Origin of the sequence: Marinobacter sp. X15-166B (assembly GCF_001752365.1) — a bacterium.
Lineage (GTDB): Bacteria > Pseudomonadota > Gammaproteobacteria > Pseudomonadales > Oleiphilaceae > Marinobacter.
In genome coordinates this window covers 944462-964946 of record NZ_MEIY01000001.1, presented here as the reverse complement: position 1 = coordinate 964946, position 20485 = coordinate 944462, and the positions used below count along the sequence as shown (strand labels likewise).

General features: G+C 63.1%; 12 protein-coding genes and 1 pseudogene. 6 read left to right on the top strand and 7 right to left on the bottom strand.

What is annotated here, in order from left to right:
* Window positions 1-20 precede the first annotated feature (20 nt).
* Both BG841_RS04555 and BG841_RS04550 read right to left on the bottom strand, forming a co-directional pair.
* Window positions 21-3154, bottom strand: a pseudogene (locus BG841_RS04555) (efflux RND transporter permease subunit).
* 10 nt (window positions 3155-3164) lie between these two features.
* Window positions 3165-4355 carry an efflux RND transporter periplasmic adaptor subunit gene (locus tag BG841_RS04550; RefSeq protein ID WP_070058685.1) on the bottom strand — a complete coding sequence of 397 codons (1191 nt, stop codon included), beginning with the start codon at window positions 4353-4355 and terminating at the stop codon, window positions 3165-3167.
* Window positions 4356-4508: 153 nt separating this feature from the next.
* On the opposite strand from BG841_RS04550, the gene BG841_RS04545 reads away from it, so the two are divergent.
* The gene (locus BG841_RS04545; RefSeq protein ID WP_070056568.1) at window positions 4509-5141 is read left to right on the top strand and encodes a TetR family transcriptional regulator; all 633 of its coding nucleotides are present in this window, start codon (window positions 4509-4511) and stop codon (window positions 5139-5141) included.
* Complete coding sequence (locus tag BG841_RS04540) at window positions 5138-6358, top strand: methyltransferase (protein WP_198929152.1); 1221 nt, start codon at window positions 5138-5140, stop codon at window positions 6356-6358. Before BG841_RS04545 ends, BG841_RS04540 begins: the two co-directional genes overlap by 4 nt.
* Window positions 6359-6378: 20 nt before the next feature.
* Here BG841_RS04540 and BG841_RS04535 read toward each other — a convergent pair whose 3' ends face one another.
* Window positions 6379-8637: an ATP-dependent helicase gene (locus BG841_RS04535; RefSeq protein WP_070056566.1), complete on the bottom strand. Its 2259-nt coding sequence runs from the start codon at window positions 8635-8637 to the stop codon at window positions 6379-6381.
* A gap of 206 nt (window positions 8638-8843) precedes the next feature.
* Here BG841_RS04535 and BG841_RS04530 point away from each other — a divergent pair, with 206 nt between their 5' ends.
* Window positions 8844-10886, top strand: coding sequence for a tRNA(Met) cytidine acetyltransferase TmcA (locus BG841_RS04530; RefSeq protein ID WP_322853356.1), 2043 nt, complete (start codon window positions 8844-8846; stop codon window positions 10884-10886).
* Between the two features lies 1 nt (window position 10887).
* Here BG841_RS04530 and BG841_RS04525 read toward each other — a convergent pair whose 3' ends face one another.
* Both BG841_RS04525 and ppnN read right to left on the bottom strand, forming a co-directional pair.
* Entirely contained in the window at window positions 10888-11991 is a 1104-nt protein-coding gene (locus BG841_RS04525; RefSeq protein ID WP_070056564.1) for an enoyl-CoA hydratase/isomerase family protein, read from the bottom strand.
* Between the two features lie 28 nt (window positions 11992-12019).
* Window positions 12020-13402 (bottom strand): nucleotide 5'-monophosphate nucleosidase PpnN, encoded by a 1383-nt coding sequence (gene ppnN / locus BG841_RS04520; protein WP_070056563.1) that lies wholly within the window; start codon window positions 13400-13402, stop codon window positions 12020-12022.
* Between the two features lie 153 nt (window positions 13403-13555).
* On the opposite strand from ppnN, the gene thiI reads away from it, so the two are divergent.
* Complete coding sequence (gene thiI, locus BG841_RS04515) at window positions 13556-15010, top strand: tRNA uracil 4-sulfurtransferase ThiI (protein ID WP_070056562.1); 1455 nt, start codon at window positions 13556-13558, stop codon at window positions 15008-15010.
* Between the two features lie 6 nt (window positions 15011-15016).
* Here thiI and BG841_RS04510 read toward each other — a convergent pair whose 3' ends face one another.
* Window positions 15017-16033, bottom strand: coding sequence for a histone deacetylase family protein (locus BG841_RS04510; RefSeq protein WP_070056561.1), 1017 nt, complete (start codon window positions 16031-16033; stop codon window positions 15017-15019).
* Between the two features lie 185 nt (window positions 16034-16218).
* Here BG841_RS04510 and BG841_RS04505 point away from each other — a divergent pair, with 185 nt between their 5' ends.
* Together BG841_RS04505 and uvrD are read left to right on the top strand one after the other, a co-directional pair.
* Window positions 16219-17673 carry an NAD-dependent succinate-semialdehyde dehydrogenase gene (locus BG841_RS04505; protein ID WP_070056560.1) on the top strand — a complete coding sequence of 485 codons (1455 nt, stop codon included), beginning with the start codon at window positions 16219-16221 and terminating at the stop codon, window positions 17671-17673.
* A gap of 91 nt (window positions 17674-17764) precedes the next feature.
* Window positions 17765-19930, top strand: coding sequence for a DNA helicase II (gene uvrD / locus BG841_RS04500; protein WP_070056559.1), 2166 nt, complete (start codon window positions 17765-17767; stop codon window positions 19928-19930).
* 4 nt (window positions 19931-19934) lie between these two features.
* Here uvrD and BG841_RS04495 read toward each other — a convergent pair whose 3' ends face one another.
* Complete coding sequence (locus BG841_RS04495; protein ID WP_070056558.1) at window positions 19935-20348, bottom strand: acyl-CoA thioesterase; 414 nt, start codon at window positions 20346-20348, stop codon at window positions 19935-19937.
* Window positions 20349-20485 lie beyond the last annotated feature (137 nt).

Below are 20485 nucleotides of genomic sequence, written 5' to 3'. Positions count from 1 at the left end.
CTCCGGCGGGGGCGGGCGGCTCACGGGACGGTGACCGGCTCCGTCACAGGGGCCGACTTGCGCCCAAACAGTTTCTGAACCACCACAAAAAACAGGGGGATAAAGAACAGCCCGAGGAAAGTGCCCACCAGCATGCCGCCGAGGACCCCGGTGCCAATGGCCTGTTGTGCACCGGAACCGGCCCCGGTGGCAATGGCCAGGGGTAATACTCCGAGACCGAACGCCAGTGACGTCATGACGATGGGGCGCAGGCGTTCGCGCACCGCTTGCATGGTGGCGGCCATCAGTTCCATGCCGCTGTCCAGGTTGGCCTTGGCAAATTCGACAATGAGGATGGCGTTCTTGCTGGTCAGCCCCACCGTGGTGAGCATGGCCACCTGGAAGTACACGTCCTGTTCCATGCCCCGCAAGGTGTTCGCCAACACTGCGCCCAGAATTCCCAGCGGCGCCACCAGCAGCACCGCCGTGGGCACGGTCCAGCTTTCATACAGCGCCGCCAGACAGAGGAACACGATCAGCAGCGACAGGGAATAGAGCAAGGGAGTCTGCGCGCCCGCCTGCCGTTCCTGATAGGACAGACCACTCCATTCGATTCCAAACCCAGGGGCCCCCGCCGCCACCAGACGTTCGATCTCCGCCATGGCTTCGCCGGAGCTTACGCCGGGAGCTGCTTCCCCCTGTATCTCCATCGCCGAGACCCCGTTAAACCGCTCCAGGCGCGGCGAGCCGTAGTCCCAGGAGGTGGAAGCAAACGCCGAAAAAGGCACCATCTCACCCTGCTGGTTCCGTACCGACCACAATTGCAGGTCCGTGGGGTTCATGCGGAAGCGGGCATCGGCCTGCAAATACACCCGCTTGATGCGGCCGCGGTCGATGAAATCGTCAATATAACGCCCCCCCAGGCCGTGGCCATGGTGTTGTTGATGTCGCTGATGGCCAGACCCAGGGTGGCCGCTTTCTCCATGTCGATATGGATGCGAAACTGCGGCGTGTCTTCCTGGCCGTTGGGACGGACCTTGGTCAGCAGCGGGCTCTGGTTGGCCGCCCCCAGCAACTGGTTGCGGGCCTGCAGTAAGGCGTTATGGCCCTGGCCGCTGTTGTCCTTGAGGAAGAACGTAAAACCGGCGGCGGTGCCCAGTTCCGGCATGGCCGGGGGCGCAAACGAGAACACCAGGGCGTCTTTGATGCGGCTCCAGGCACCCATGGATCGTCCCGCCACGGCATTGACGCTCTGGCTGTCGTCGGGGCGTTCCGCCCAGTCTTTCAGTTTGATAAACGCCATGCCGGCGTTCTGGCCGGACCCGCTGAAGCTGAAACCCTGAATGCTGAAGATGGACTCCACCGAGTCCTGTTCGAACTCGAGGAAATAATCTTCTACCTTTTCAATGGTCTGCATGGTGCGCTGCTGGGTTGCACCCACCGGTGCGCTGATCTGGGTAAACATGATGCCCTGATCTTCGGCCGGCAGAAACGCACTGGGCAGTCGCAGGAACAGGAACACCATGATTCCGGTGAGCCCCAAAAACAGCCACAAAAACCGGCCCCGGCGCGCCAGAATCCCGGCCACGCCGCGCTGATAGCTGTTGCTGGTGCGCTCAAAATTGCGGTTGAACCAGCCGAAGAAACCCCTCTGGCCGCGCTCCTCACCCGGCGTCGCCGGTTTCAGCATGGTGGCGCACAGCGCCGGGGTCAGCACAATCGCCACCAGCACCGACAGCCCCATGGCAGACACGATGGTGGCGGAGAACTGCCGGTAGATGACCCCGGTGGAGCCCGACATGAACGCCATGGGGACGAACACCGCCGACAACACCAGACCGATGCCCACCAGTGCCCCGGTGATCTGGTCCATGGATTTGCGGGTGGCTTCCAGCGGTGACAGACCCTCCGTGGTCATGATGCGTTCGACGTTTTCCACCACCACTATGGCGTCGTCCACCAGCAAACCGATGGCCAGCACCATGGCAAACATGGTGAGCATATTGATGGAGAAACCGAGCGAGGCGAGAATCCCAAAGGTCCCCAACAGCACCACCGGCACCGCCAGGGTGGGAATCAGGGTGGCGCGGAAATTCTGCAGGAACAGAAACATCACCAGGAACACCAGCACTATGGCTTCCACCAGGGTAATGACCACGCCTTTGATCGACGCCTTCACAAAGGGGGTGGTATCAAAGGGTACCACCGTGGCCAGGCTGTCGGGGAAGTAGGCCGACATATCGTCCAGCAGCTCGGCGACCCCCTTGGCAGTGTTCAGGGCGTTGGCACCGGTGGCCAGAGACACCGCCACCCCGGCCGCCGGCTGACCGTTGAAACGGGTGATGAAATCGTAATTTTCAGCGCCTATCTCCACCTCGGCGATGTCACCGAGTTTGAGAATGGAACTGTCCGGGTTGGCGCGAATGACAATGTCGCGGAACTGCTGTTCGGTTTGCAGGCGATCCTGGGCGGTGATGGTGGCATTCAGCTGCTGGCCCATCGCCGAAGGGGTACCGCCCAGCTGGCCGATGGCGACCTGGGCATTCTGGGCTCTGATGGCGGCGACCACGTCAGCGGTGGACAGCTGGTACGTGTCGAGTTTATGGGGGTCCAGCCAGATGCGCATGGCATATTTGGCGCCAAACACCTGCACGTTGCCGACCCCCGGTACCCGGCTGAGAGGTTCGGCCAGGTTGGTACCGACGTAATCGGCAATGTCCGCCTTGCTCATGCTGCCGTCGGTGGACACGAAACCGATCACCTGCAGGAACCCGCTGGAGGATTTGCTGACACTGATGCCTTGCTGCTGCACTTCCTGGGGCAACAAGGGCATGGCCAGTTGCAGCTTGTTCTGCACCTGCACCTGGGCGATATCCGGATCGGTGCCGTTCTGGAACGTCAGGGTGATGCGACTCTGGCCATTGCCGGAACTGTTGGAGGCAAAATAAATCAGCCCGTCGAGGCCGGTCATGTTCTGCTCGATGACCTGAGTGACCGAGTTTTCCACCACTTGAGCGGAGGCGCCGGGGTAACTGGCGCGGATGTCCACCGTGGGGGGCGCGATGGTCGGGTACATGGACACCGGCAGAGTGAATACTGCCAGCCCACCCGCCAGCATGATGATGATCGCGATCACCCAGGCGAATACCGGGCGATCGATGAAAAAACGAGCCATACCGGTCTCCTTAGGACTGGGTGTCGGTGTCGGGCTGGGCTTCCTGGGCGGTGTGTGCTGCACCGTCGTGCTCACTTTCTACCGCGACCACCTTGCCGCCCACGCGGATTTTCTGCAGGCCTTCGGTAATCACGCGATCGCCCGCCTGCAGTCCGGCGTCCACCAGCCACCGGTCCCCGATGGTCTGGTTGACCACCACCGACCGCTTTTCAACCAGTCCTTCAGGGTTGACCACCATGGCGAAGGTCTGCCCGGTGGGGTCCCGGCTGATGCCTTGCTGGGGGACGAGGATCGCGTTGTCCCGTTTGCCGGTGCTCACGATGGCGCGCACATACATGCCGGGGAGCAGCGTGCTGTCCGGGTTAGGCACTTCGGTGCGCAGGGCAAAGCTGCCGGTTGACGGATTGACGGTGACATCGGCAAAGGTGAGTTTGCCTTTGTGGTCATATTCGTCGCCGTTTTCCAACAGGATAGTGACCGGTACGTTACCGGTCGCTTGCAGTGCGCCGGCCTGCTGCTGCCGCTTGAGTTGCAGCCATTCACTGGCGGATTGGGTCAAATCGATGTACAGCGGATCCAGCCGCTGGATGGTCGCCAGCGGCGCAGCCTGGTTGGCGGTCACCAGGGCGCCGCGAGAGACTGACGATTTGCCGATACGGCCGGATACCGGAGCAGTTATGCGGGCGTAATCGAGGGTGACCTGATGGCGAGCCACGGTGGCTTCCTGCACCGCGACCCGGGCTTTGGCTTCCAGGTAGGCGGCGGTCGCATCGTCCAGCGCCTGCTGGCTGATGGCACCGGACTGGCTCAGGCGAGTGACCCGCTCAGACTTGAGGCGGGCGGATTCCAGGGCGGCCTGCGCCTGTTGCAGCGCTGCTTTGGCGCTGCTCAATTCCGCCTGATAGAGGGCGTCATCCAGCTGGTACAGGGGCTGACCTGCCTCCACCACACCGCCTTCCTTGAACAGCCGCGCTTTGACAATGCCGTTCACCTGCGGCCGTACTTCGGCGACCAGCGAGGGGCTGGTACGGCCCGGAAGATCCCGTTGCAGGGTGACGGTTTGGCCGGTCAGCGTCACCACGGTCACTTCGGGTACTGGCAGGGCGGGGGCGCTGGCGGGCTCTTCGCCACAAGCACTCAGCAGAACTGCAGCAAACGCCACCAAAACGCCGGTTATCGAGTGTCGGACTGGATTAGACATAGTGGTCTCTTTGTTGAGCGGTGGAGTGAACACAACGATCGCATTAAAAATGATCGGACCGCGCATTTTACATTCATGCATGAATGTATGTAAACTAATCTTTGATTGCACAATGCAAGCACTTTCGACCTCACTCCGACAGAGACGGTGGTTATGGCCAAACGCAGTAAAGAAGACGCGCTGGAAACCCGTGAGCGCATCCTGGATGCCGCCATCGCGGTGTTTTACGAGCACGGCGTTGCGCGGCCGTCTTTATCAGCCATTGCCAAGCTGGCGGGGGTCACTCGAGGGGCGGTATACGGCCACTTCCGCAACAAGGCGGACCTGTTCAATGCGCTCTGCGAGCGGGTGCGGCTGCCCGCGGAGACGCTGGGCGAGCGCGACCCGGTGAGCCTCGATGACCCGCTGGGCGAACTGCAGAAGCGCTGCCAGTCGTTACTGCACACGGTGGCGCAAAACCCGCAATGGCAGCAGATATTCGCGATTATTTTCCACCGGTGTGAGCAGGTCACCGAGAGCGGGGAAATCCGTGAACGCATGCTCGCCGCGCGGGCGGAGGGAGATGCGCGCATCGCCACATTGCTGGACAAAGCGGTGGCCCGGGGGCAACTGCCGGCGGATCTGGACATTCCGGTTGCCGCCGGTTTACTGCACAACGCGTTAACGGGCTTGTTGCAGGACTGGGTATTACGCCCCCACAGTTTCGACCTGCCGACCACCGGAATGCGGTACGTCGACGGCATTCTGGAAATGCTGCAAACCACCCGTACCATGAGGTGTGTGTGACGTCCCAAAGCGGTCATCTGACCCAGTGGCGCCAGCTGGATCGAGGGCTGGCGCAGTACACGGACCTGTGGCAGTGGGTGCCATTCGCCGACCGGCAACCGGCCTGGCGCCAGCAGCGCCCCGAGTTGGCCGGATTGCTGGACACCCTGAGCCCGGCGGAGTGCGATCATTTCGAGCAGCACCCGGTGGCGTTCGTCGCCTGCCTGGAGGCCGTGCTGCCCGGTCTGAGCGCGGTGACCGCCGCAGCCGACCTGCCGGACCGGGGCGGCGCCCCGAGAACCCTGCCGGAAGCGTTGGCGGTCGACATGCCGGGGCGCAAACGCCTGCAAGCCGGTGCTTTTGCGGGGGCGCTGGCTTCCCTTGACCCGGCTGCAGGAGCGGCGGTGCTGGACTGGTGCTGTGGCAAAGGGCATCTGGCGCGCACGCTGGCACGGGCCTTCCGACAGCCGGTGACCGGGTTCGAATGGGACGCCGCACTGGTGGCGGACGGCAACCGGCTGGCCCGGCGTTATCGGGATCCGGTGACGCTGGTCGTGCAGGATGTATTGGCGCCGGATCTGCACTGGCCGGATCACACCCACGGGGTGGCGTTACACGCCTGTGGCGATTTGCACCGCACCTTGCTGTGTCGGGCCAGCAGCGCCCGGGCACCGCGTATCAGCCTGTCCCCCTGTTGTTACGCATTGACCGCGGGAGATTACGCCCCCCTGTCAGCACGGGTCGGGGCGCAGTCCCGGCGCTGCGTGTTCGGGCGCAACGAATTGCGTCTGGCGGTGCAGGAAACCGTCACCGCTCCCGCCCGGGCATCGTGGCGCCGGGCACAGCTCAACCGCTGGCGCCTCGGGTTCGACGCTTTGCAACGGCACATGCGCGGGGTGGACGCATACCTGCCGGTGCCGCCGGCACCGGCCGCGCTGACGCGGGGCGATTTCAAGGGGTTTTGTGCCTGGGCGGCGCAGCAAAAACAGCTGTGCTTGCCCCCGGCGGTGGAGTACGACCGCTGGGAGCAGCAGGGCGAACGGTGCTGGCAACAGGTGCGCCGTGGCGAACTGCTGCGCCATGTGTTCCGGCGCCCGGTGGAAGTGTGGCTGGTGCTCGATTATGCACTCTTCCTCGAAGAACAGGGCTACGAGGTGGCGCTCGGTACGTTCTGCCCCCGCGAACTGACCCCGCGCAACCTGTTCATTGACGCCAGACTGGCACCCGCCGGTACCTGAATTCTGCCACCCGGCCTCGGTCAGTCTGCGGGCAGTGAAAAGTACAGGTGGGCGCTTTTTTTACTGAAGTTGAGGGTCTCGCCGTCGTCAAAACGTACCGCAAACGCACTTTCCTCTTCCGACACCACCGCGCCATGACCAAAAATGGCGTGCACCAGACGCGGCTTGGCCCAGACCGGGCCGTCAATCTCTTGGGATCTGGGCGCGGCCGTGGTGGTCAGCGACACACCTTCCTGTTGGGCGTAGCGGGCGGCGACGGTGGTGATGGGCCGGGACAGATTCAGGGTGCGTGCACCCTCGCCGGTGTCGGGCTGGTCCAGCCAACGGCCAAACTGGTCCGACAGGGTGAAACACAGCTCAGCAATGAAACGGCTGGGCCCCTGCTCGCCATCCAGATGGGGGCGCTGGCTGGGGGCGCGGCTGATCAGATGCAGACGCTGGCGTGCCCGGGTCATGGCTACGTACAGCAGCCGGCGTTCACTTTCGATCAACGCGCTCAGGTCGTCGGTCTGGCGGGGGCTGCCCGGCAGGTACTTTTCCACCACCCCGGGAATGATCACCTGGTGCCATTCCAGCCCCTTGGTGCGGTGAATGGTCGACAGCAGCACCCCGTGATGTTGTTCACGGGAGGCCTGGGCGGTCAGGGCGCGCAGGTGCACCAGCGCCTCGGCGGGGGCGACCTCCAGGGTGTGCAGATAGGTGACGAACCCGTTGAGGGTGTCAATGCGTTCGTCGGCCTGGTCGTGCGTCAGCGCCAGACTGCGCAGCCCGTCGTACAGCCCGGTCAATTCCGCGTAAGTCTTGACCAGGGCCGCGGCTGTGCCGGAGCGTGCGGCCAGTTTGACCAACGTCTCCCCCAGGGTGCGCAGCTTTTTGGCGGCCATGGGCGCCACCGCGCCGAAATCCAGCGACAACAGGTAGCGGCCCCAGTCCCGGGGGACACGGGCCAGTCCCTGGGCCAGTTGCTCCAGCTCGGCGGCCTTGAGGCCCACATGGGGAAAACGCAGCAACTGGCGAGCAAGGTCGACCCGGTCCAACTCCGGCAGTTGCGGCAGCTGATTGGCGAAAATCTGCAGCAGCGCGGTGACCGCTTTCACCTCGTGGCTGAACAGCGCGCCCTTACCGGCATCAATGCGATAGGGTATCTGGCGCGCCAGCAGGCGCAATTCTATGGCCACGCTCTGGCTCCACACCCGGAACAGGATGGCGGTGTTGGCGCGCTCCTCGGCACTCAGGGGGTCGAGCAGGCGCAACACCACCTCGCTGTCCTGCTCGTGTTCGTGCAAGTGGATTTCGGTAGCCGGGGTGGAGGGGTGGGCGTGGCACAGAATATCCCGGCGCCCGTTGTTCTGGGTAATCAGATGGTTGGCCAGCAGCGCCACTCGGTGTCCGTAGCGGAAGGTGTAGCTCAGGGTATGTTGCTGAGGTGCGCCAAACTCTGCGGCGAAACGGGTCAGAATGAATTCGGGCTTGGCCCCGCGAAACTCATAAATGGTCTGGTCCGGATCACCGACCACCGTCACCCGGGCCCGGTCGCCGGCCACGTAGCGCAGCAGCAGGTGCTGGATTTCATTGGTGTCCTGATATTCATCCACCAGAATCAGATCCATCTTGTTGGCCACCAGCCGTTGCAGGGGCGGGTGTTGATGGATGGCCAGCACCGGTTCGTAGAGCATGTCCGCGTAACTGATGCGGCCCTGGGATTTGCGCCATTGCTCGAAACTGTGGAACAGATCGATCAGATAATTGTGCTTGCTGGCGTAACCCAGGGCGGTAAAGGTTTCTGCCGCCGGCAGCAGGGAGGTTTTTACCCGGTCGATGAACCCCATGGCGGTTTCCACAAAATCTTTCTTGTTGCGGCGCAGCTCGTCCGCGAGGTCCTCCGGCGCCAGCCGGCGGGTCAGTTGCCAAACCTGGTAGCTGATTTCCTGTTCGCTCAGGATGGCCTCTGAAAACGCCGGCAGATAGCCGTCGCGGACAAACCGGCGGTACAGGCGCAGCCCCATGGCATGATAGGTACGCACTTCCGGTAAGCGTAGCCCGGTATGGTGGGTCACCTCCTGTAATGTGCGGGTGAAGTCGACGCGGGCACTGCGGTTGAACATCAGAATCAGCATCCGCGCCGGATCCTGCCCCTGTTGCAGCAGGTAGCGGATCCGCCACGCCAGCGTGGAGGTTTTGCCACTGCCGGCCACTGCGGTGATGACGGCATGGTCGCAGGGGGCGGTAATAATGGCACGCTGTTCGGCGGTGAGATAATCGGGCAGGTGGTTTGGCATCCGGCTATTGTAGTCGGCAACTGGCACGGGAGTAACCCGTCCACCATAATGAGCGGCTTGCACAGCGGTAAAAAGGGCCTTGGGGTGTGAACAGAGACGACACAGGATCATCAACGAGCGGTGCGGCCTGGGCTGACTTGCAAGAAAAGCTCCGCCGCGCCGGCCAGCGCCGGATGGTACTTTTGGAGGGCGATCGGAGCGCTGCGTTGAGCTGGCTGCAGCGGATCCTGCCGGCACTGGAGCGCAACACCGCGCTGTGGAGCGGCCCGCGCGCCGATGCACCGGTGGCGGGCCTGACGACCGTCAAAGCGGATGCCGGCCGGCGCTGGCTGGGGCAGGAAGTGAGTCTGGTGGTGTGGGACGGCTGGCAGGGCAATCCGCCCGACAGCATGGCCGCACTGAGTGGCACCGTGAGGGCCGGGGGGCTCTGGTTCTGGCTGATGCCGCCTTTGGACGGCTGGACGACCTTTGCCGACCCGGACTATCGCCGCACCGGTCTGGACAGTGCGCCGGAGCATCCATTCGCCGGGCGGATGGCCAAAGTGCTGGCGGAGGATCCCGCGGTGATCCGGCTGAATCCGGGGGCCGGGGTGTGGCCCGGCTTACCGGTAGTGGCCGAGCCTCCGGTCGACTTTGTCCCCGGCACCACCGAACAACAGCAGGCGCTGGTCACCGCGCTGGTGCGTATTGGCCAGGGACGCCGTCGGCGGCCGCTGGTGGTGACGGCGGACCGGGGCCGCGGTAAATCCGCTGCCTTGGGTATAGCGGCCATCGCGCTGTTGCGTGCGGGCCGCCGGCACATTGCCGTCACCGCCCCCGCGGCAGGGGCAGTGGCGACCCTGTTTGCCCACGCCCGGCAGGCGGCGGGGCTGGCGGAGCCCGGCTCGACTGGCGACACGGCGGTCAACGAAGTGATCCTCGCCGACGGCGCTTCGCTGCGCTATTACCCGCCGGATGTACTGGTGCAACAGCGCCCCCCCGCCGAGCTGGTGTTGGTGGATGAGGCGGCCGGCCTGCCGTCCGCGCGGTTGCGAGAGATTTTGCTGGGCTGGCCCCGGTGCGTGTTTGCGACCACCGTGCATGGGTACGAGGGCGCTGGTCGCGGGTTCGCGATCCGTTTTCGCGAGGTGCTGGAGCGGGAAACCCCCCAGTGGCAGCACACCAGTCTGAGCCAGCCGATTCGCTGGGCCGAGCACGACCCGCTGGAGCGGCTCACCGCGCGTCTGTTTTTACTGCACGCCCAGACTGCCGTGCCGGTCCACGGCAGGGGACAGGGGGTGCAGGTTGAACGCTGGGATCCGGCCAGCGCGCCGGAGTCCGAGTTGGCACAAGCCTTCGGGCTGTTGGTGGACGCCCATTACCGCACCACGCCGGGAGATCTGCGCCAATGGTTGGACGACCCCGGCGCCATGAGCTGGCGGGTGTTTTGTGATGGCACACTGGCGGGGGTGCTCTGGGCCTCCCGGGAGGGCGGTTTGAGCAGCGCTCTGGCCCGTCAGGTGATGCTGGGTAAGCGGCGGTTGCGCGGGCATTTGCTGGCACAGACGTTGGCCAACCACAGTGGCTTTGACGCCGCCGCCTGCTTGCAGTGGTTGCGGGTGGTGCGGGTGGCGGTCAACGACCGTTACCGTCGCCGCGGGCTGGGGGCTTTGTTGGTGGCGCACGCCCGGCAAGTTGCAGCTGCGGAGTCTCTGGACGGCATTGGCACCAGTTACGGGGCCAGCCCCGACTTGCTGGCGTTCTGGCAACGGTGTGGCTTTCAGCTGGTGCGCTGTGGCTTGCACCGGGAAACCAGCAGTGGCGAATACGCCGTACAGATGGTGCGGGGGATCAGCCCCGCGGCAGGGGAACTGGTGAACCGCTTGCGGCAGCGGTTCGCCGACCACTGGCTTACCTTGCTGCCCCTGCTGTGGAGGGATTTACCGGTGGAGGTGGCGCTGGCCCTGACCCGCTTGCTGCCGGCGGCCGCGCCTCTGAGCGGCGATGACTTGCGGGATCTGGCGTCGTTCACCGAGGGTTTCCGGGGGTTTGAATTGACTGTGCCGGTGTTGCGCCTGTTGGCCCGGCAACCGGGAGTGGTCGCCCGCCTGCAGTCCAGCCCCGGGGGGGAGCTGTGGTGCCGGGCGGTGTTGCAGGGCTGGAACTGGGCGGAGTTGCAGGCAGGCACGCTCTGTGCCGGACGGCGGGATGGCGACAGCCGGTTACGGGCGCTGACCGCCGAGCTGCGCCACCACCCGGCCAGCGGGTGAGTCAGGACAATGCCAGGGGGTCGTGGTGGTCGCTCCAGGGGGCCACAAAATGCTGCCCGATGTAGTCAGCAGGCACCTCGGCAACGCTTGGGTAGGACCAGACGGGCCGGCTGCCACGTTCGATCAGACGACTACGGATGCCGCTCACCAGATCCGGGTGTTGGCAGCAACGCACCGCCAGAATCAGTTCCATGGCCAGCACCTCTTTGAGGGGCAGGTGCCGCCCCCGCTGCAGTTGCTCGTAAGCCAGACACGCCGACACGGGGCAACCCGCCCGCAGGTTGGCCATGCCAGCCTGCCACCAGGCGCATTCGGCGGGCTCGGCCAGCAGCCGGGCCACGATATCGGTCAACCGGCCCTCGCCACACAACCGGGCAATGGTTTGTTCATGCCGGGCCAGCTCGCTGGCGGGCAGGCTATGGTAAGCGGGCGTGTCGAGCTGGTCGAGCAGTTGCGACAGCAGGCTGTCGTCCCTGAGGGGGTCACCACTCCAGTGTTGCTGCTGTAATGCTGCCAATAATGCCGGTTTGCCGCCGTTGTGTACCGGCTGGTCCGCCAGGCCGACCCGCAAGGCGTCGGTGGCATTGAGGCGCGCGCCGGTGAGCGCAAGAAACAGCCCCAGCCCATCGGGCAAGCGGTTCAGGAAGTAGCTGGCGCCCACATCCGGAAACAGCCCGATGCCAATCTCCGGCATGGCCATCATCAAATCCGCGCTGACCAGCCGGTAACGGCACGCCGACAGCAGCCCCATGCCCGCCCCCATGACCACGCGGTGCCCCCAGCCGATCACCGGCTTGGGATAGCGGTGCAGGTGGTACATCAGCCGGTATTCCTTGCTGAACCACCGGGTCGGCGTGTCGCTGGTGTCGCCCGCACTCAGGGCGGCATACAAATCAACGATGTCCCCACCGGCACACAAGCCGCCCTCGCCATTGCCGTCGATCAGGATCACGCAAACGCTGTCATCCACTGCCCAGCGCGCCAGCACTGCCGCCAGCTCATCGAGCATGCCCTCGGTCAGGGCATTCAGGCGGGCTGGCGCGTCCAGCGTGATCCGTCCGATGCGGCCCTGCCGGCAGGCCAACTCGGTGACCTGAAGGGTCATAAGCACGTCTCCCTGATGGGCCGGCCGGTCAGGCGGCTCCGCTGACAATGCGGTAGCTGGGACGGTAGACCGCACTGCCGGGCAGTTTCATACGGTTCTGGGCGACAAACGCGGCCAGCATTTCTTCCAGCGGTTCCAGCAGGGCGGGGTCGCCGGAGATTTCGAACGGCCCGTGCTTTTGCACCTGCAGTATGCCGTGGGCCTTGACGTTGCCGGCCACTATGCCACTGAAGGCCTTGCGCAGGTTGGCGGCGATCAGGTGTACCGGCTGGTCGCGGTGTAACTCCAGTTCGCGCATGCTGCGGTGATTTGGTTCAAAGGGCTGCTGGAACACCGGGTCAATTTTCAGCATCCAGTTGAAGTAATAGGCATCCTGCATAGAGCGGCGGAAACTTTGCACCTCGGCGATGCCGTTTTTCATGTACTGGGCGACCCTGACCGGGTCATCAATGATGATTTCGTATTTGCTGGCCGCCTCATCCCCCAATGCGTTGCGGATGAATTGGTCGATCATTTCGAAGTAGGGGGCGTTTTCCCGACGCCCGGTAAACACCACCGGGAAGGGCAGGTTGGCGTTGTCCGGGTGCAGCAGGATGCCCAGCAGGTAAAGGATTTCCTCGGCGGTGCCGACCCCGCCGGGCAGCACGATGACGCCGTGACCGGCTCTGACAAACGCCTCCAGACGCTTCTCGATATCCGGCATGATCACCAGTTCGTTGACAATGGGGTTGGGCGCTTCCGCGCCAATGATGCCCGGTTCGGTAATGCCGATATAGCGGCCGTCTTTGATGCGCTGTTTGGCGTGGCCAATGAACGCCCCTTTCATGGGGCCTTTCATGGCGCCGGGACCGCAGCCGGTGCAGATGCTCATGCCGCGCAGGCCCAGTTCATGGCCGATGTCCTTGCTGTAGACGTACTCTTCGCGGTTGATGGAGTGTCCTCCCCAGCAAACCACCAGATCCGGCTGACGGCCGGCCTGCAATACCCGGGCATTGCGCAGGATGTGAAAAATCAGATTGGTGGTGGTCTCGGAATTGTTGTCGCGGAATTTGCCGGCGGCGGCGGGGATGGAATAGGAATAAATAATATCCCGCAGCACCGCAAACAGGTGCTCACGAATGGCCCGCAACATGTACCCGTCCACAAATGCACTGGCCGGTGCATTGATCAGTTCCAGCTTGAGACCGCGGGGTTGCGGCACCAGACGCACGTCAAAATCCGAGTGGCTTTCCAACAGATTTTTGCAGTCGTCCATTTCAACACCGGTGTTCAACACCGCCAACGCACACTGCCGGAACAACTGATAGAGGCCGCCTTCGCTTTTGTCTTTGAGGCGGTTGACTTCATGATTGGAAAGAATCTCCAGACTGCCTTCCGGAGATACCAAGGTATTAATGGTGGTCTGGCTCATAAATGGAAAAACTCCTGAACGATAAAAACCGGCATGGTTGGCCTGTTACAATGGCCTGTCCGGGTAATGCCGGATTTTGTAGCATGAACTATACCCGTTACACTAAGCGCATTCCGTTAATTACGCTACCTTGCAAAAAAGTCGAACCCTGATATGAAACTGTTGATTCGCCCCGCGGCTGAAGTGGCCATCAAAAGCAAACCGGTCCGCCGTACACAAATGCGCCACTTGCGCCAGAATATTCGCAAGTTATTGTTGCAAATCGATGCCGGGGTGGTCGTAGAGGGCACCTGGGATCGTGTCGATGTCACCGTTCCGGACGAGCCGGGGCTGGCCGGCGCGGTGGTGGATGCATTGATGAGAATACCGGGGATCTCCAACATACAGGAAATAGCGTCCTTTGCTTTTTCCAGTATGGACGATATCGCCGCCAAAACCCAAGCGGCTTTTGCCGCCGAACTGGCCGGCAAGACCTTTGTGGTGCGGGCCCGGCGTCAAGGCAACCACGACTTCCGCTCCATCGATCTGGAGCGCCACGTCGGGGCAGTCCTGTTGGCGAACAGCGATGCCCGCGGTGTGGACCTGAGCAAGCCGGAGGTCACCGTACGCCTGGATATCGACGGCAACCAGTGCCACCTTGCCCGCCGGCGCTACCCCGGACTGGGCGGTTATCCGCTGGGCAGCGTGGAACCGGTGATGACGCTGATTTCAGGGGGCTACGACTCCTCGGTGGCGGCGTATCTGATGCTGCGGCGCGGTCTGCGCAACCATTTTCTGTTTTTCAATCTGGGGGGCACCGCACACGAAGTGGGGGTGCGTCAGGTGGTGCATTACCTGTGGGAGCGCTATGGTGCCTCCCACAACGCCAAGTTTATTTCGGTGCCCTTTGACGGCGTGGTCGCGGAAATCATGCGCAGTGTCAATCACCGTCACTGGGCGGTGGTGCTCAAACGGGAAATGTTGCGGGCGGCGGCCATAGTTGCCGAGAAAAACAACGTGCAGGCGCTGGTCAAAGGGGATGCCGTTGGTCAGGTGTCCAGTCAGACGCTCACCAATATCAATGTGGTCGACCGGGCCTGTGACCTCGTGGTGTTCAGGCCGCTGATCGCTATGGACAAAGGGCAAATAATCGACATCGCTACCGAGATCGGCACCGAGGCGTTCGCCCGCACCATGCCGGAGTACTGCGGGGTGATTTCCCAGCGCCCCGCCACCCGCGCCAAACTGACCCGGGTGGAGGCCGATGAGGCCCAGATGGACGCTTCGGTGCTGGAGCAGGCCATCGCCGAGCGGGAGGAATGCCAGGTTCGCGACCTGCTGGAAACCATCAGCACACCGGAAGACATTGAATTGGTGCAGACCCCGTCCGTGGGCGATGTCATCATCGACGTCCGGCACCCGTTTGAGGCCGAGCGGGCCCCGCTGGTGTTGACCAGCAACGAGGTGTTGCAGATCCCCTTTTATGAGTTGGGCCAGCATCTGCAGAACCTGCCCACCGACGGCCAATACCTGCTGTATTGTGACCGGGGCACCATGAGTCAGCTGCACGCCGGTCACCTGAAAGCTCAGGGCTACGCCCACATCCGGGTGTATACACCCCCGCGCTGAGCGGAATCAGGGGTTCAACCCGTTAAAAAACTGCTGCACGTTGGTGCTCAGGGTGGCCAGGTCATAACCGCCCTCCTGCACCACCAGGGTCGGCAGTCCCGCTTGCCGGATGCGCTCGCCCAGACGGCAGAACCCTTCGGAGCTGACCGACACCTTGGCCTGGGGGTCGTCCTTGTAGATATCGAACCCCAGGGCCAGCACCAGGGCGTCCGGCTGAAACAGGCGGATGGCCCCCAGGGCTTCTTCCACCCGGGTGAAAAAATCTTCTTCCGATGATCCGTGGGCCATGGGCAGGTTGATGTTGTAACCCGCCCCCGCGCCTTCGCCCCGCTCGTCTTCGAAGCCGCTGACCACCGGATAAAAATTGGTGGGGTCGCCGTGTACCGACACGTACAGCACGTCGCTGCGGTGGTAGAAAATTTCCTGAATACCCTGACCGTGGTGCATGTCGACGTCCAGCACCGCCAACCGGGGGAACCGGGTGGTCAGTCGCTGCGCGGCAATGGCGGCGTTATTGAGGTAGCAGAAACCGCCGGCGGCGTCCCGGCGGGCGTGATGCCCCGGTGGACGGCACACCGCATAGGCTGTGCGGTCGCCGGCCATCAGCGCATCCGCTGCCGCGATGGCGGTCTGTGCGGACCAGTAGGCGGCGGTCCAGGTATCGGGCCCCACCGGGCAACTGCCATCCGCCAGATAGTGCGCTGCTTCGGCCAGAATTCCCCGCAGCGGGTTGGGGGAACGGACAAATATGTTGGACATCACTTCCTCGCCCCAGTCGTCGGGCATGGCTGCCCAGCGCCGGTGGGCCGACTCCAGAAACCGCAGATACCCCAGATCATGCACCTGAGCGATGGGTTGGGCACCCTGATCGGCGGGTTGCAACACGGCAATGTCCATCGCCCTGAGCCCGTCCAGGATCGAGTCGGTGCGCTCCGGCACTTCCTGCGGCTGACGCATCTGGCCCCGGGTGAAATAGGATTGGGGCGTATGCTGCTCCTGTTGAGGGTGAAAAAAAGCTTTCATGTTGCGGCCTCCTGCTGCGCTGATCCTTGGAGTATAGGTGTCATTTGACCGGGGTCAAAAGCGGGTGCGAAACAACCCCTTAGCTTTACAGATCGGCCCCCGGCAGCCACTATGGGTAATGATGAACAGTCGTGACGAACCAGGCGCTCAGAACAACCATGACGGTGGAACAACAAGGAGCCGAGATGATCGAATCACCCCTTCTTCAGCAGCGGACCGGCTATATCAACGGTCACTGGGCAGACACCACTGATTGCGACACCTTCGCGGTGTTCAACCCGGCTACCGGCAAGGTGCTTGCCCGGGTGCCAGCGATGAACGCAGCCATGGTCACCCGGGCGGTTGAGTCAGCCCACGGGTCGCTGCGATTGACCCAGCCTTACCCCCTCAGTGAACGCCGTCGATGGCTGGAGGGGGTGCGGGACACGCTCACCGCCAACCGGGACGAACTCGGTCGCATTCTCTGTCTGGAACATGGCAAGCCGCTCCCGGAAGCCCGGGGTGAAGTCGATTACGCTGCCGGGTTTTTCGACTTTTGCGCGCGCAACCTTGATGCCCTGCAGCCCCGTGCACTGGACGAACGCCCCAAAAACTGCGATTGGACGGTGCACTACCGTCCGGTCGGCGCGGTGGGTTTGATCACTCCGTGGAACTTTCCCATCGGCATGATTGCCAAGAAACTGTCCGCCGCGCTGGCTGCCGGTTGCCCCGCGGTGATCAAACCCGCCAGTGAAACGCCGCTGACGATGATCGCCCTGTTTAGTCTGCTGCACGAGCAGTTGGCCTTACCCCCCGGGTTGGTGAACCTGGTGATGGGCAAGGCCCGTGTGATCGGCACGATACTGTGTCAGCACCCGGATGTGGCGATGCTGTCGTTCACCGGTTCGACCGAAGTGGGCCGGACCCTGATTGCCGACACCGCCGAGCAGGTCAAGAAGTTGTCCCTGGAATTGGGCGGCAACGCCCCCTACATCGTGTTCGAGGATGCGGATCTGGAGGCCGCCGCTGAGAATCTGGTGGCCAACAAGTTCCGCGGCAGCGGTCAGACCTGCGTGTGCGCCAACCGGGTTTTTGTGCACCACCGTGTGATGGACCGGTTCGGCGCTTTGCTGACGGACCGGGTTGCGGCAATGACCGTGGGGGATGGCCTCCGTGACGGAGTCGATCTGGGGCCGTTGATCAACCAGGCCGGTTACGACAAGGTTCAGCGTCATCTGCAGGACGCCCTCGAAAAAGGGGCCACCCTGCTGGCGGGCCAGCGGCCGGAAGACTTGAGCACCGACAACCTGTTTTTTCCGCCGACGGTGATTCGTGGGGTCACCGCGGACATGGACTGTTACCGGGAGGAAACCTTCGGGCCGCTGGTGCCTCTGGCCGGTTTTGACGGTGAAGAAGAGGTGGTCCGGGCCGCCAATGATACCGAGTTTGGGCTGGCCGCCTATGTGTTCACTGCCGATGCCGAGCGGGCCCGGCGGGTGGCCGCGGGTCTGCGGTTTGGCCACGTGGGCTGGAACACCGGTACCGGGCCCACGCCGGAAGCACCGTTCGGCGGGATGAAGGCGTCAGGCATCGGCCGCGAAGGCGGGCTTGAAGGGATGTTTGAATTTGTCGAGGCGCAAACCGTACCGCGCGGATTTTAGTGTGCTGGCGGGCGCTGGTCCGGGCAAAGCAGTTCGGGGTGAACACTGGTATACTTCGTGACCTGTTTATTTAACCAGTTGCGAATACCTTATGGACGTCTCCTACATTATTGATGCTCTTAACGACGCCCAGCGCGAAGCGGTGACGGCGCAGAACGACCACCTGCTGGTGCTGGCGGGTGCCGGCAGTGGCAAAACCCGGGTGCTGGTGCACCGGATTGCCTGGCTGATGCAGGTAGAGGGGGTGCCGCCATCGGGTATTCTGGCGGTGACCTTCACCAATAAAGCCGCCAAGGAAATGCGTTTCCGTATTGAGGAAATGATGAACATTTCGGCCCGCGGCTTGTGGTTCGGCACCTTCCACGGCATCGCCCACCGGTTGCTGCGCTCCCATGCCCGGGACGCCGGTTTGCCGGAGCAGTTCCAGGTGCTCGACAGCGACGACCAGTTGCGCATGGTCAAACGGGTCATGCGGGAGCTGGAGATTGACGAGAGTCGCTGGCCACCCAAGCAGGTGCAGTGGTTCATCAACGGTCAGAAGGACGAAGGCCTGCGCGCTGAACACATCCAGGCGAACCCCAGCGACCACTTCACATCGGTGATGCTGAACATCTACCGTCGTTATCAGACCCTGTGCCAGCAGAGCGGATTGGTGGACTTTGGTGAATTACTGCTGCGCTCCCACGAGTTGTGGCTGCAACGTCCGGAACTGCTGGCCCATTACCAGCGCCGGTTCAGGCATATCCTGGTGGACGAATTCCAGGACACCAACACCATTCAATACGCCTGGCTGCAGGTGCTGGCGGGGAACCGGGTGCCGTTGACCATCGTCGGCGACGACGATCAGTCCATTTACGGCTGGCGGGGCGCCAAAATCGAAAATATCCAGCAGTTCCAGCAGGACTTTCCCGAGCCCCGACTGGTGCGACTGGAGCAGAATTACCGATCGACCCAGCTTATCCTCAAAGCCGCCAACAGCGTGATTGCCAACAACCAGGGCCGACTGGGCAAAGAGTTGTGGACCGACGGTGAGGAAGGCGAGCCGATCAGTCTGTATGCGGCGTTCAACGAGCAGGACGAAGCCAACTACATTGCCGACACCATTGGCAGTTGGGTCAGCGAGGGCAACCGCCGCAGCGACGTCGCGATACTGTACCGTTCCAACGCCCAGTCCCGGGTGCTGGAAGAGGCGCTGGTGCGCCAGAGCATACCCTACCGGGTCTACGGGGGGCTGCGTTTTTACGACCGCCAGGAGATCCGTAACGCGCTGGCCTATCTGCGGCTGGTGTATTATCGCCACGACGACGCCGCCTTTGAGCGGGTAGTGAACGTGCCCCCGCGGGGCATCGGCGCGAAAAGTCTGGCCGAGGTCAGGGAGTTCGCCGTTGCGCAGGGCATTTCCTTATGGGACGCCGGGGAACGCCTGCTGGCGGCGGGGGCGATGAAGGGGCGCGCACGTACCGGCATGCAGGCGTTTCTCGAGCTGATCGGCGGTTTGGCGGCACTGGCCCCCCAGGCCAGTCTGCAGGGGTTGATGAAACAAACCGTGGAAGACAGTGGTCTCAAAGAGCACCACGGCAAGGAGAAAGGCGAGACCGCCCAGGCCCGGCTGGAAAACCTGGACGAGCTGGTCAACGCCTTGGCTGATTTCGAAGTGGAGGACGGGGTCGATCCGTTGGCGGAGTTTATTGCGCAGGCGGCGCTGGATGCAGGCGAGGCCCAGGCCGAGGCCCATGAAGACAGCGTGCAATTAATGACCCTGCATTCGGCCAAAGGCCTGGAGTTTCCCCTGGTGTTTCTGGCCGGGGCCGAAGAGGGCCTGTTCCCCCACAGTATGTCCCTGGAAGAGCCGGGGCGCATGGAAGAAGAGCGCCGACTGGCCTACGTGGGGATTACCCGGGCGATGCAGAAGCTGGTGATGACCTACGCCGAATCACGCCGCATTTACGGGCAGGAAAAGTTTCATTCGTTGTCGCGGTTCGTGCGGGAAATCCCCGGGGATTGTCTGCAGGAAGTGCGCCTGCGCAACACCGTCAGCCGGCCAGCGATGGTGCAGCGTCCCAACGAGAGCATGTTCAGCGCGGACGCGGCCCAAGAGGCCGGCATCAGCCTGGGGCAGCGGGTGCGCCACCCGAAGTTTGGCGAGGGCGTGGTGATGAATTGCGAGGGCAGCGGCCCGCACACCCGGGTGCAGGTCAACTTTGATGACGGGGCCAAATGGCTGGTGTTGGCCTACGCGCCGCTGGAAGCCTGCTGAAGGATCAGGATTCCGGCACTTGCTGTGCCGGCACCTGACGTATCCGGCCCTGTTCATCGATCGCCACGTACACAAACAGCGCTTCGGTTACTTTGCGCGGGCGTTCGGCGTTGCGATCCAGGGTCCACACCTCCACGTTGATTTTCATGGAGCTGCGGCCGATATCCACCAGCTGGCAGTAGCAACTGACCTGCGAACCGACCCGCAGGGGCGACAAAAACTCCATGCGATCAATCGCCACGGTGGCGTTGCGGCCCTGGGAAATTCGACCGGACAGGGTCGCTGCCGCCAGATCCATTTGTTGCACCAGCCAGCCCGCGTACACATCGCCATTGGCATTGGTGTCGGCAGGCAGCGGCACCAGTTGGGTGGTCAGTTCGCCACGGGGCGCAGGTCTGTCGTCATCAAACGCGGTCATGGACGTTACCCTTTATCATTGTTGCGAGCAGGTCGCGGAAGCAATTTCCCGCTAATTGGAGTCGTGACCCAGCATGGTAACGATCACGGCGTCTTCTGCAAACCCATAATCCCCTTTGCAGCGAATATTGCCACCTT